The sequence below is a fragment of the Streptomyces mirabilis genome (genome assembly GCF_039503195.1).
In the GTDB taxonomy this organism is placed as follows: Bacteria; Actinomycetota; Actinomycetes; order Streptomycetales; family Streptomycetaceae; genus Streptomyces; species Streptomyces mirabilis_D.
The window spans coordinates 9,483,512-9,496,078 of the sequence record NZ_JBCJKP010000001.1 but is presented as its reverse complement, the minus strand read 5'-3'; the positions used below and the strand labels follow the sequence as shown (position 1 = coordinate 9,496,078).

Annotated in this window: 12 protein-coding genes and 1 pseudogene; 6 read left to right on the top strand and 7 right to left on the bottom strand. The window is 71.0% G+C overall.

What is annotated here, in order from left to right:
• Positions 1 to 100: 100 nt before the first annotated feature.
• Entirely contained in the window at positions 101 to 970 is an 870-nt protein-coding gene (locus AAFF41_RS43040) for a dioxygenase family protein (RefSeq protein WP_319751188.1), read from the bottom strand.
• Complete coding sequence (locus AAFF41_RS43035; protein ID WP_343325774.1) at positions 963 to 2,096, bottom strand: maleylacetate reductase; 1,134 nt, start codon at positions 2,094 to 2,096, stop codon at positions 963 to 965. The genes AAFF41_RS43040 and AAFF41_RS43035 overlap by 8 nt, the downstream gene beginning before the upstream one ends.
• 380 nt (positions 2,097 to 2,476) lie before the next feature.
• Here AAFF41_RS43035 and AAFF41_RS43030 point away from each other — a divergent pair, with 380 nt between their 5' ends.
• Genes AAFF41_RS43030 through AAFF41_RS43020 form a run of 3 tightly spaced genes read left to right on the top strand, consistent with a single transcriptional unit; the run spans position 2,477 to position 5,090 of the window.
• Positions 2,477 to 3,232, top strand: coding sequence for a CoA transferase subunit A (locus tag AAFF41_RS43030; protein ID WP_343325773.1), 756 nt, complete (start codon positions 2,477 to 2,479; stop codon positions 3,230 to 3,232).
• Positions 3,232 to 3,891, top strand: a complete 660-nt coding sequence (locus AAFF41_RS43025; RefSeq protein WP_343325542.1) for a CoA transferase subunit B — start codon at positions 3,232 to 3,234, stop codon at positions 3,889 to 3,891. Before AAFF41_RS43030 ends, AAFF41_RS43025 begins: the two co-directional genes overlap by 1 nt.
• Complete coding sequence (locus AAFF41_RS43020; RefSeq protein ID WP_343325541.1) at positions 3,888 to 5,090, top strand: thiolase family protein; 1,203 nt, start codon at positions 3,888 to 3,890, stop codon at positions 5,088 to 5,090. Before AAFF41_RS43025 ends, AAFF41_RS43020 begins: the two co-directional genes overlap by 4 nt.
• Positions 5,091 to 5,120: 30 nt before the next feature.
• Here the strand turns inward: AAFF41_RS43020 and AAFF41_RS43015 are convergent.
• Positions 5,121 to 5,261 (bottom strand): annotated as a pseudogene (locus AAFF41_RS43015) (VOC family protein); the annotation flags it as partial.
• Positions 5,262 to 5,365: 104 nt separating this feature from the next.
• Here AAFF41_RS43015 and AAFF41_RS43010 point away from each other — a divergent pair.
• The 3 genes from AAFF41_RS43010 (at position 5,366) to AAFF41_RS43000 (ending at position 7,790) form a co-directional block, all read left to right on the top strand.
• Positions 5,366 to 5,992, top strand: coding sequence for a TetR/AcrR family transcriptional regulator (locus tag AAFF41_RS43010; protein WP_343325772.1), 627 nt, complete (start codon positions 5,366 to 5,368; stop codon positions 5,990 to 5,992).
• Positions 5,989 to 6,753, top strand: coding sequence for an SDR family NAD(P)-dependent oxidoreductase (locus AAFF41_RS43005; protein ID WP_319754364.1), 765 nt, complete (start codon positions 5,989 to 5,991; stop codon positions 6,751 to 6,753). The genes AAFF41_RS43010 and AAFF41_RS43005 overlap by 4 nt, the downstream gene beginning before the upstream one ends.
• 158 nt (positions 6,754 to 6,911) lie before the next feature.
• Positions 6,912 to 7,790: an ABC transporter substrate-binding protein gene (locus tag AAFF41_RS43000; protein WP_343325771.1), complete on the top strand. Its 879-nt coding sequence runs from the start codon at positions 6,912 to 6,914 to the stop codon at positions 7,788 to 7,790.
• 444 nt (positions 7,791 to 8,234) lie between these two features.
• Here AAFF41_RS43000 and AAFF41_RS42995 read toward each other — a convergent pair whose 3' ends face one another.
• From AAFF41_RS42995 to AAFF41_RS42980, 4 genes are all read right to left on the bottom strand, one after another.
• A complete protein-coding gene (locus tag AAFF41_RS42995; protein WP_319754366.1) occupies positions 8,235 to 8,348 on the bottom strand; it encodes an NAD(P)-binding protein in 114 nt (37 codons plus the stop codon).
• 94 nt (positions 8,349 to 8,442) lie between these two features.
• Positions 8,443 to 10,305 (bottom strand): GMC family oxidoreductase, encoded by a 1,863-nt coding sequence (locus tag AAFF41_RS42990; protein ID WP_343325770.1) that lies wholly within the window; start codon positions 10,303 to 10,305, stop codon positions 8,443 to 8,445.
• Positions 10,302 to 11,696, bottom strand: a complete 1,395-nt coding sequence (locus tag AAFF41_RS42985) for a hypothetical protein (protein WP_343325769.1) — start codon at positions 11,694 to 11,696, stop codon at positions 10,302 to 10,304. The genes AAFF41_RS42990 and AAFF41_RS42985 overlap by 4 nt, the downstream gene beginning before the upstream one ends.
• Entirely contained in the window at positions 11,693 to 12,409 is a 717-nt protein-coding gene (locus AAFF41_RS42980) for a FadR/GntR family transcriptional regulator (RefSeq protein ID WP_319754360.1), read from the bottom strand. Before AAFF41_RS42980 ends, AAFF41_RS42985 begins: the two co-directional genes overlap by 4 nt.
• Between the last annotated feature and the right edge of the window lie 158 nt (positions 12,410 to 12,567).

Below are 12,567 nucleotides of genomic sequence, written 5' to 3'. Positions count from 1 at the left end.
CCCGGTACCGGGGGTTGTCACGGGCTGCCGGCTCATCGGCGCAGCCGGTCGGCCAGGCGTCGGAAGTCCGCGGGCGGCGGCACTCCGGGCTCCTTCGCTCTCAGTCCGCGGGCAGGGGTTCGAGGACGAAGGTGTGGCGCAGCAGGGTGTAGGGCACGTCGGTCAGCCCGCGGCAGGGCCCGGCGTCGGCCGCGTAAGTGTCGTAGGACCCGACCAGCGACTCCTTGACTCCGAACACCGGATCGGTGTCCAGGTACGGATCGTCCGAAGGGAACAGCATGCTGGTCACGCGCTGGAATCCCGGAGCATTGATCAGCAGGTGCACATGGGCGGGACGCATGGGCGACCTGCTGGTCGCGCTCAAGAGTTCGCCGACCGGGCCGTCAGCGGGTATCGGGTAGCTGGACGGGCGGATGGAACGGAAGCTGAAGTGTCCTCTCTCGTCGGTCCGGAACAGCGCGCGCATGGCCGTGTCGACCTGGCCGGGCACATCCACGTCGTAATGGCCCTCGGAGTCGCTGTGCCAGACATCCACCGCGGCGCCGGTCACCGGCGCTCCCTCACGGTTGACGACCCGTCCCTCGAAGAACAGCGGGGTGCCGGGCAGGCCTGCGGAGATGTCGGCGGCGTCGGTGTGCTGCGGCCTGTCTTCCCTGAAGAAGGGGCCCAGGACGCTGTTCTGGGTGGCTTCGGCGGGGCGTCGGTTACCCAGGGCGTCGACCAGCATGGTGATGCCCAACACGTCGGACAGCAGGATGAATTCCTGGCGCGTCGGTGTGCACATCTGCCCGGTGCGTGTCAGGAAGTCCACTCCCCGGGCCCACTCCTCCTCCGTGAGTTCGACGTCACGGATGAAGGAGTGGAGGTGCCGCACCAGTGATTCCAGGATCTCCGCGAGGCGGGAGTCCTTGGTGTCCCGCATGGTCGCGATCACGGCCTCGGTGATGGTGTCGCTGGTCAGATCACGCATGGCGTGCTCCCGTGGTGGTCGAGGGTTCGATGACGGAGTCGGTCTGGGGATGGTCGTTGCCCGGCGGCGTCCGCGGCATCTCCCCGGCCCAGGCGCGGGTCAGGAAGGCGCGGACAGCTGCCCGGTCGACTGGGCGCGGATTCCAGTAGCCGTCCCGCACGATGAGTTCGGCCGCCTGCTCGATCCCCGATTCGGGCATGCCGAGGTCTCGCAGTGCCCTGGGGGCACCGAGCCTCCCGGCGAAGTCGAAGAGACCGCTCGCGGCGTCGTCCGCCGGCAGCGCCTGCGTGACGCGTGCCATGGCTTCGGGGGCCGCCGGCCCGTTGTAGGCGGCCACGTGCGGCAGGACGACTGTGTGGGTTTCGGCGTGCGGAAGGCCGAATGTGCCGCCCAGCACGTGGCACACCTTGTGGTGCAGGGCCATGCCCACCGTGCCGAGGCACGTGCCCGCCAGCCACGCCCCGTACAGCGCATCCGCCCGTGCCTCGCCGTCGTCCGGACGTCGCGCGATGACCGGAAGGGATCGGGTGAGGGAGTCGAGCGCTTCACCGGCCATCAGGAAGGCGACCGGGTCCCGGTCCTGTGCGTAGAGGGCCTCCACGGCGTGCGCCATCGCGTTGATGCCGCTGACCACCGATATCGCCGCCGGAAGCGTGAGCGTCAGGTCGACGTCGTAGACCACCGTCCTGAGCAGCGCTTCCGGCAGCCGCCGGGTCGTCTTCCTGCGGCCTTCGGTCTCTCCGAGGATCGGCGTCATCTCCGAGCCCGCATAGGTGGTGGGCAGCGCCAGCTGCGGAAGACCGGTCCGCACGGCGATCGCCTTGCCCAGGCCGATGGTCGATCCGCCGCCGATGGCGAGCACGGAGTCCGCTTCCACGGATCTGGCGTACGCGACCGCCTGGTGCGTGACCTCGATGGGGGTGTGCGGGGCAGCTTCGGCGAACGTTCCCACGGCTGCCGCACCCAGCAGGTCGCGCACCTCCGCTGCCTGGTCCACTTGACCAGGTGTGCACAGGATGAGCACACGACGGCATCCGAGAGCATCGGCCTCTTCGGGAATACGGCTGCGTGTACCGCTGCCGAAGACCACCTTGGTGATCTGTCCCCGATGCACGAATGTCTTCATGAGAATTTCCTCGGTCCTGCCGATCCTCTGTTCATGGAGAAAGCGTCGGCACTCGGATGATGCGAGTCAACGGAATCCGTGAGTGATAACGGGAATCGGTGAGGGAATACCTTGTTCGCGCGACGCTCACCGACAGTGCGGCCTGGGGATCACGGGCGATATCACTCATCTGTGGGATGTCGGCGAATGCCAGGGCGCTGGACCGTGGGGGCAGGTGTCGGTCAGGTGAGATGCGCATGAGACGGACATGTCTGCGGCGGATCCGCTCCCGCAATTTCCGTGACGCTCGCAGAAATATTACAGAACCCGGCCGAATTCTTGACATTGCACGGAAACAGCTTCTGATGGGTCCACATCGGCGAGAGGCAGAGTGAAAAAAGATGGATAAAGTGGTCGCCACGGCCCTGGAGGCGGTGGCGGATGTGCCGGAGGGTGCGTCGTTGGCGGTGGGCGGGTTCGGGTTGAGCGGTGTGCCGAACGTGCTGATCGAGGCGCTGTACGAGCGGGGGGTCGGCGGTCTGGGCGTGGTGTCCAACAACTGCGGGGCGATGGAGTCCGGGCTCGCGGTGCTGCTGTCCGCCGGGCGGATCGCGCGGGTGACCGGCTCCTACATCGGGGCGAACAAGGAGTTCGCGCGGCAGTATCTGGCCGGGGAGCTGGAGGTGGAGCTGATCCCGCAGGGCACGCTGGCGGAGCGGTTGCGGGCCGGCGGTGCGGGGATCCCCGCCTTCTACACCCCCGCCGGGGTGGGCACGCAGGTCGCGGACGGCGGGCTGCCCTGGCGCTATGACGGCTCGGGCGGGGTGGCGCTGGCCTCGCCCGCCAAGGAGGTGCGCGAGTTCGAGGGCACCGAGTACGTGCTGGAGCGCGGCATCCGCACCGACTTCGCGCTGGTCCGGGCCGCGAAGGGCGACCGGCACGGCAACCTCGTCTTCAGCAGGTCCACCCGGAACTTCAACCCCCTCGCGGCGATGGCGGGCAGGGTGACGATCGCCGAGGTGGAGGAGCTGGTCGAGCCCGGCGGGATCGACCCGGACGCGGTGCATCTGCCGGGGATCTTCGTCCAGCGGGTGGTGGCCCTCACCCCCGAACAGGCCGCCGCGAAGATGATCGAGAAGCGGACGGTGAGCGGCTGATGGCGTGGAGTCGCGAGGAGATGGCGGCCCGTGCGGCACGCGAACTCCAGGACGGGCAGTACGTCAATCTCGGCATCGGGCTGCCGACACTGATCCCCAACCACCTCCCGGCCGGCGTCGAGGTGATCCTGGAGTCGGAGAACGGGATCCTCGGCACCGGCCCCTACCCCACCGAGGACCAGGTCGACCCGGACCTCATCAACGCCGGCAAGGAGACCGTGACGGTCCTGCCGGGCGCCTCCTTCTTCGACTCGGCGCTGTCCTTCTCGATGATCCGGGGCGGGCACATCGACGTGGCCGTGCTCGGCGCGATGCAGGTGTCCGCGGGCGGTGACCTGGCGAACTGGGCCATCCCCGGGAAGATGATCACCGGGATCGGCGGGGCGATGGACCTCGTCCACGGCGCCCGCACCGTCATCGTCGTCATGACCCACACCGCCAAGGACGGCACCGCGAAGATCCTTCAGGAGTGCGCGCTGCCGCTCACCGGCAAGGCGTGCGTCAACCGGATCATCACCGACCTCGGCGTCCTCGACGTCACCGACGACGGGCTGGTGCTCATCGAGACCGCGCCCGGCGTCACGGCCGGAGAGATCGTGGCCAAGACCGCCGCGAAGGTCCGTGTCGCAGCCGAACTCAACGAGGAGACCCAACCGTGAAGGACGTCTACATCGTCGACGCCGTACGGACCCCGATCGGCCGCTACAACGGCGCCCTGGCGTCCGTCCGCCCGGACGACCTGGCCGCCCACGCCATCCGGGAACTCCTGGCCCGCACCCCGGACCTGGACCCCGCCCGGATCGAGGACGTCTACCTCGGCAACGCCAACGGCGCCGGCGAGGAGAACCGCAACGTCGCCCGCATGGCCGCCCTGCTCGCCGGGCTGCCCACCTCCGTGCCCGGCGTGAGTGTCAACCGGCTGTGCGCCTCCGGACTCGAAGCCGTCATCCAGGCCGCCCGCGCCATCGCCGTCGGAGACGCCCACATCGCCCTGGCCGGCGGCGTGGAGTCCATGACCCGCGCCCCCTACGTCCTGCCCAAGAACGACCGGCCCTTCCCCGCCGGACACACCGAGCTGTACTCCACCACCCTCGGCTGGCGCATGGTCAACCCGAGGATGGACCCCCAGTGGACCATCCCGCTCGGCGAGTCCGCCGAACTCATCGCCGACAAACACAAGATCAGCCGCGAGCAGCAGGACGAATACGCCCTCAGCAGCCACCGCAAGGCCGCGAAGGCACAGGCCGGGGATCTGTTCGAGCCCGAACTCACCCCCGTGCCGATCCCCCAGCACAAGGGCGACCCGGTCATCTTCGCCGCCGACGAGTCCGTCCGCCCCGACGCCTCCCCCACCGCCATGGCCAGGCTCAAACCGTCCTTCCGCACCACCGACGGCACCGTCACCGCGGGCAACGCCTCCCCCCTCAACGACGGCGCCGCCGCCCTCCTCCTGACCGACGAGGAAGGGCTGAAGGCCACCGGCCGCGAACCGCTGGCCCGCATCCGAGCCACCGGCGTCTCCGCGACCGACCCCCAGTACTTCGGCCTCGCCCCCGTCGAAGCCGTCAACCGGGCCCTGGCCAAAGCCGGCAAGACCTTCGCGGACCTGTCCGTCCTCGAACTGAACGAGGCCTTCGCCGCCCAGGTCCTCGGCTGCCTCGCCGAATGGCCCCAGTTCGACCCCCAGGTCCTCAACCCCCAGGGCGGCGCGATCGCCCTCGGCCACCCCCTCGGCGCCTCCGGCGCCCGCCTCGCCGGCACCGTCGCCCACCAACTCGCCCGCAAGGGCTCCGGCACCGGCGTCGCCACCCTCTGCATCGGCGTCGGCCAGGGCCTCGCCCTCGTCCTCGAACGCTGACACGAATTCGCCCGCATCGGCGTCGGTTCGTCAGAGCGGCTTGATGCGGGCCTTGAGCGGGCAGAACTCATGGCCCTCGGGGTCGGCCAGGACACGCCGCCGCTCGTCCCCGGTCTGGCCGATGTCGGCCCGGCGGGCACCGAGCTCCAAGCTTCGGCCACGCAGTTCCGCACACCCGGCACGCCTTGACAGCGGAGGGGCAGGAAGCCAGCATGGAAACTATGGAAACTAATTCAGTTTCGAAAGTTTCCGAGCATGGCGAGCGGCGTGCTGACGTGATCGTGGAGGCGGCCGGACGGCTGTTCTTCGCGCCGGGTCCCGTGCGGGTGAGCATGGACGATCTCGCCCGTGAACTCGGTATGAGCAAGAAGACGATCTACCGTCATTTCCCGGACAAGCGCAGTCTGCTGGCCGCGGTGCTGGACCGGCAGTTCGCGGCGGTGGAGCGCACGCTGGCGGCGGCCCAGGACGCGCAGGGGCAGCCGTTCGGTGTGCGGGTCCAGCGGTTTCTGCTCGCGGCAGGCAGTGAGCTCGGGCGGATCGGCGCGGCCCAGCTCGCGGCGGGGCGGGGCGGGGCGATGCTGCGCCAGTACGTGGAGCAGCGCGTGGACACGGTGGTCTACCGGCGGCTCGACGAACTGTTCCGGGACGGGCACCGGCAAGGACTACTGCCCGCGCCGCCCGAGCTGCTGAGTGAGATCACCCGCGGCGCGCTGGAGCGGCTGCTCACCTCGCAACTGCCGCGCGAACTCGACCGGACCGCTGCCGATCTGCTGCGGGCGACCGTCGACACCGTGCTCTACGGCGCGATCCGCCCGGCACACTCCGGGCACCCCGGCACCGACGATGAACAACTCGAGGCGGTCATTCCGACGGCCCGCGATGAGGAGGTGGGCCCATGACAGGGACAACCGGCAGGGTGGTCTTGGTGACAGGGGCCAGCAGCGGAATCGGTGCGGCCACCGCACGCCTTCTGGCCGCCCGGGGGATGCGCGTGGTGGTCAACTACCTCCGCAACAGCACGGCAGCCGGCGAGATCGTGGCCGGCATCGAAGCCGCCGGCGGCCAGGCCATGGCCGTGCAGGCCGACGTGCGCGAGGCGGCGGCGGTCGAGAACATGGTCGGGCAGGTCCAGGCGGCATGGGGCGGCGTCGACGTGCTCGTGCACAACGCGCTCATCCCGTACGCGGTCAAGTCGTTCCAGGACATGACGTGGGAAGAACTGGGCGGCAAGCTCGACGGCGAGATGCGTGCGGCGTTCGCGGTCACCAAAGCCGTCCTGCCCGCCATGACCGAACAGGGCTGGGGACGCATCATCTACATCGGTACCGGCCTCAGCCGCCTGCCCCGGGAGCACATGATCGCACTGGGCACCTCCAAGGCCGCACTGGAGCAGTTCGCCCGCTACCTCGCCCAGGAACTGGGCCCGCAGGGAATCACGGTCAACGTCGTCGCGCCCGGCCCGGTGGAGGACACCCGCATGGCCCGCATGACGGATGTGTTCGACGACGCCCACAAGAAGCGGCAGGTGGCCGCCACCCCGCTGGGCCGTCTGGCACACCCGGAGGACGTCGCCCAGGCGGTCGCCTTCTACGCAGGCGACGACAACGCCTTCATGACCGGCACCACGGCCGCGGTCAACGGCGGCATGCTCATGTACTGACGCCCCGGCGTCCTTTGCGCACGGGGCCACACCGTCCGGGTCCGGCCGTCGGCCGCACCGCTCCCGGCACACCGTCACCTCAGCACCATGGGCCGCAGCGCCCTGCGCCTGCGGCCCGCGCGGGCACAGGGCGGCGACACGATCAAGGAAAGACATTCATGCACACGATCGATCTCGCCTACGTCGGGCGGGGCCTGCACGAGGAACTGGTCGCCCACATCGCCGACCAGCAGGACTACTACGCCGACGAGGGCGTCCACGTCGCGCTGCGCGACGGCTGCTCCTGGGACGAGGAGCGACTGCGCCGCGGCGCCACCATCGGGCTCGGCCGGGCACTGCTGTCCCGGCTGACCGACGGCACCCCCTGGGTCGCGCTCCAGGTCAACACCACCCGCCCGCTGTTCTGGTTCCTCGCCCGCCCCGGCCCGACCTCCCTGGCCGACCTGGCCGGCCGACGGCTGGCGGTACACGCCCCCCACACCGCACCCGGGTGCTTCACCCGGATCGTGCTGCGCCGGGCCGGCCTCGACCCGGACCGCGACATCCACACCGTCGTCCGCCCGCCCGGCGACTACGGCATGGACCTGCGCCGGCTGCACGACGGCAGCATCGACGCCGCCCTGATCGGCAGCACCATGGCACCGGAGGCGATAGCCGCAGAGCACGGCTGGCAGGTACTGGCCTGGGTCGGCGACCACTTCCGGATCCCCACCGTCGGCGTGGCCGTCGACCCCACCTACACCGACCCGGACGACCCCGCGGTCCAGGCCGTCCTACGAGCCCACCGGCGCGCCCTGCGGGTGATCCACGACGACCCCGACACCACGGTGCGGCACATGCGGACATTCCTGGGCCGGCACACCCCGGACGAAGTCCGGGCCCACTACGAGACGTTCATCGCACCGTATTTCACCACCGACGGCCAGGCCGACCCCGCCATCGGCGCCGACGCGATCACCGCGGTCGCCACCGAACTCGGCGTCCCCGCCACCGTCACCGCAGCCGAGTTCTACCGCACCGCAGCCACCACACCCTAGGGCCGGTCCAATGGGTCACATGACTCGGCTCCACCTCCTGTCGGGTCCGTCAGCACTCCGCAGGTGCTCGCTCCCGGTCAGGGGGGCGATGCCCCGCGGTTGATCCCTGTGCCGCGGGTCGCCACTGGCGCCCGCGGCCCGGGCACACCGGGAACAGCTGGGAAGGGCTGCGGTCGGCTGACTGGGGGAGGGTTCGTAGGCCGGCACCGGCTCCTCCGGGAAGCACGCGGCCCCAGTGGTCGCCGGGGCTGTCTGGGGTTGAGAAGGGCTCCGCGAACCGGGAGAAGGCAGGCCGCAACGTCGCCAGGATCCACGCCCGGATCCGACCTCGCCAGGACCAGTACCGCCGCGATGTAGGGCCCGTCGCTGGTCTCCAGCAGCCAGCGGCCGGCCGCCCCGTCCCACCGGGCCCCCAGCACCTGAACACCGCAGCGCAGCATGTCATCAAGCCGTGCCGCCGAGTTGCGAGCCCTTCTCCAGAACAAGCACATCGTTGAACCCTGCTCCGCGAAGCCGGACGGCGGCGCCGACCCCGGACCACCCCGCTCCGACGACCACGGCCCGCAGGTCCCTGTCCGTCCGCGTCCTCTGAGCCGGGATCACAGCAACGCTCCGGTCGGGCGGGGGCGGTGAGACCAAGGGCGACGGCTGGTCACGACGCCTTCGTCACGAAGCGTTCGGCGACGGCCAGGGCGGCCGCCATGATGCTCAGTTGCGGATTCACCTCCGGGCAACTGGGCAGCACGGAGCCGTCCGAGATCAACACGCCGTCGACGCCGCGCAGGCGCCCGTCCGGGTCGGCGGGTGACAGCTCGGGGTCGGCACCGGCAGCCGCCGTGCCCGTGGGGTGAAACGCGGACACATGCAGATGGCGCGCGGTCACCGTGTCCAGCAGCGCCTCGAGCTGGGCCGGGGTGCGGGCTCGCGGCACCTGCGGTACACCGGTCAGCACCTCCTCGGCGCCCGCCGCGAACAGCAGGCGGCCCATGGCTCGTTGGGCCCGGAGCAGGCGGCCGGCGTCGCGCGGCGTCAGGTCGTAGCGCAGCACTGTGCGGTCCCTGCCGAGGATGCGCCCCGAGGGCCGGTCGGCGATCATGGCACCGAGTGTCGCGAGCTGATCCGTCCCTTCCAGTTCGCGGCGCAGCTCGCGTCCGATGCCGGGCAGCACGAACGAACTCATGCCTGCCGGCGCCGCGGTGGCTTCGATCAGGATGCCGTCGTCGCGCAGGTGCTCCACGCCGACGCTCTGCAGGACGCCCTTCCAGCCGGTGACCGGGCGGCCGAAGCGTCCCGCGACGCTGATCGCCGGGTGCACGCTGAGGTTGCGGCCGAGCCGCGGGTGTCCCCCGAGGCCGGAGCGGCGCAGGAGCGGCGGGGTCTGCAGGGCCCCCGCGGCGACCACGACCAAGGGGCTGAGGATCTCCAGTTCGCTGCCGTCCGGGCGGCGAACCAGCACCCCGGCAGCGCGTGGGCCGCCCGGCCGGTCGCCGTCGACGAGGATCCGCCGGACGCGAGCGCCCGTCACGATGCGGGCGCCGAACGCGCAGGCCTCGGGAAGCACGGACAGCTGGACGCTCTGTTTGGCACCGGTGGGGCAGCCGACGACACACTGGCAAGAGCCCCTGCAACCCGGGGCGTTGCGACGCAAGGGTGCCGCGGCCCAGCCGAGTGCCTTCGCTCCGGCCAGTGCGAGCAGCCCGTTGTTGCCCAGCACCTGCAGCGGCTGGGGTGCTACTTGCAGGGTGCGTTCCACCTCGTCGAGGTGGACGTCGAAGCCTTCGGCCGCCGCGAAGCCGTGATGGTCCAGCCAGCGGGTGAGGACGTGGTTCGGTGTGCGATAGCACGTTCCGGAGTTGACGACAGTGGTGCCGCCGACCGCGCGGCCCACGGGCAGGACCAGCGGGGGGTTGCCGAGGACGATCGTCGCGCCGCCGTCCCGGTACAGGTCGGTGAAGCGGTCGAGCGGGGCCCGGCGCCCGAACGACGCACTGGTGTGGTGCTCCCCCTCCTCGAGGACGACGACACGCATCCCGACGCGGGCGAGTGTCCGGGCAGCCATGGCTCCGCCGGCGCCCGAGCCGACAACGACGGCGTCGGCACTTGAACGCGTGGGCCAGTCGCGGGACGGAGTACAGTCGAGCGGCGGGTCGTCGGGGCCGGACGCCGGGGGCGCCGGTCGGTGCTGATGCAGCGTCCGTTCGGTACCGGCCGCCAGCAGCAGCGGTACTTTGACCGCGTCCAGGAGCGGCAGCAGGGCCCGGTGGGAACCGAGCGAGCCCATGACCTGCTCCCGTTGCGCCGCGCTCAGCGCGGACAGCCGCCTGCCCGTTCGGGCCACGGTGTAGGCGTCGATCGCCGCGGCCGCGGCGCGCACGGCCGTCCGTACCGCAGCGGGCATGGTGTCGAGCAGCATCTCGGCCCTGCGGGGCACGGCCCGCGTCCACGCGGAGGTGCCGTCGTCCGCGAGCAGGGCGGCCGCGAGTCCCGCCAAGGCGGTGGGACGTCGGGAGTTCATCGGTCGCCGACCTCCGCGTGCGCGGTGCCCGACAGCCGCCATACAGCCTCCCGCCGCCATGTGCCCCACCAGCGTTCCAGGCTGACCACCGCGTCCGCCCTCTCGCTGTTGCGGCAGACCGCGGTGGAGCCGTCGGGGTCGGTGTAGCCGAGCGTCAGTGTCTGTTGCGGCGGCTGGGTGACCGTCACCTGTACGCGGCTCAGGCCCGCCCTGCCCTCGACCCGCCACTCGGGCAGGCGGATGTCCGCGCGGAACCGGCCGATGCCCGCCCAGCCCACGGCAGAGCGTTCCGCGCGTCGAGGCCAGGTACGGCCGTTTCGGTGCAGGCGCAGGAAGACCAGGGGCGGCAGCCTGTCGAGTCCGCGTCGCATGGATACCGCGGCGATGATTTCCAGGACGTCGCCTCCACCCAGGTCGGCGTGGAGCCAGGCCCAGCGGCGGGCGTTGCCGTGGCCGTAGATGCGGGCGCCGGCTCCCGGAGCGTCGTCGAGCCGCAGCTCACCGGTGCCGTACCGGATGGTTCCGCTGTAGCGGGCGCGGGCGGCGGGGAGCATGTGCGAGGCCGGCAGCCAGGGACGTCGCCAGGACCAGCGGGGGAAGGTGTGAAGCGGCGGACCTTCGGGTCTCTCGGTGAGTGCCCAGGTGAACGTCCCGGCGGAGCCGGTGAGCCGGCCGGGTCGGACGCAGATGCCCTCGGCGGTGAAGCCCTCCGGATGCGCCGTCCACGGTACGGGGCCGAACCGTGTGTGTTGGGCGGGGCCGTCCTTGGGGAAGACGGCGATCCAGCCGTGCGCGTAGGCGGCGGAACCGTCGGAGGGCGCCACCAGTTCGTGGTGCAGCCAGATCCCGCTGTCGGTGGCCGGATCGGTCAGGGTCGTGTACCAGACCTCGGTCCGCCCCGGTGTGCCGTCCCAGCGCGACGTCAGATGCCGGTCGGCAGGGGAAGCGGCCGCACGAGGGAACCGGAAGCTCGCGAGGAAGGGCAGCAGGCCGGTGGCGAGGGGGAAGCGCAGCGTGCCCTCGCCCACGCGGTCACCGTCCTCGTACAGGGTGTACGGCAGTACGGTCAGCGAGGCGAGCGGACGCTTGGGCGACACCGACTTCCAGCCGTCCAGAGTGAGGCGCCGACCTTCCATCACGAAGGTGATCCGGTAGCGGATCCTGCGGCGCGACAGGGGTGCTATCTCCAGCTCGCCCTCGGCTTCGGCGTCGTCGGCCCGCCCCGCTATGCGTACCCGTCCGCTCACGTGCGCCCGCGTCGTACGGTGGGGCAGCAGCACGGCGTCGGCGCTGGCCAGCAGGTCCAGCCGCACGGGGCGGTCGCCGTCCTCGTCGGCCAGGCGTACACGGCCCAGCATGGTCTCCTTGAACACCGTCCCGTGTGCGCTCACAGGGCACCTTCCCCGCGTCCGCCGGAGCGTGCCAGCCCCTTGAGCATGATGCGTTCCGTTGCCGACAGATAGTCGCCCGCGGCGGTGCGTGCCGCCTCCTGGTCGCCGGCGGCCACCGCCTCGACGACCGGTGCCAGACGGTCATGGGCGGCCCAGGGATCCTCGAAGGGCCCGACCAGTGCCCCGCGCACCGGCAGGTACGCGTTGAACAGGGTGTTGGTCAGCAGGACGTACACCCGGTTGCCCGTGGCACGGGCCAGCGCTCGGTGCACCTCCACGTCCGCCAGCTGCACGGGCTCGCCCCCCGCCGCATCCCCGACGGCCGCAAGCAGCAGACGCAGTTCGGCGACCTGGGCCGCCGTGGCACGGGTCGCTGCGCGTTCCACGATCAGCTCACCGATGCTGCGCCGGACTTCGAAGATCTCACCGATCCAGTCGGGGCTGTGGCGCACGAGCATCGGCAGGAGGTCCGCTCCGCCCAGGCGCAGGAAATCCCGTACCCGGGTACCCACTCCGTGGCGCGTCTCCAGCAGCCCGGCGTGCGCCAGTCGGCCGAAGGCGTGCTTGAGGGAGGTGCGGGTGACCCCGAATCCGTCGGCGAGTTCACGTTCGGGAGGCAGGTATCTCCCGGCGGGATGACGCCCGGCGAGGATGTCCTCGCGCAGCCGCTTCTCCAGCACGTCGACGATCGTCTCGCGTGGCAGTGCCTCCACCCCGGCCCCCAATGATTCAGTGGTTCAGTGGCTCAGCCACTGAACCACTGTTGATGACACGGCGTCAATAAGAGCGGCCGGGACAGCGGCGGTGCCACGCGCTCTGATGTCGGTTCTCCGCGGTGCCGCCGCCGAACCCGGCACGGCCCCGGTGATCG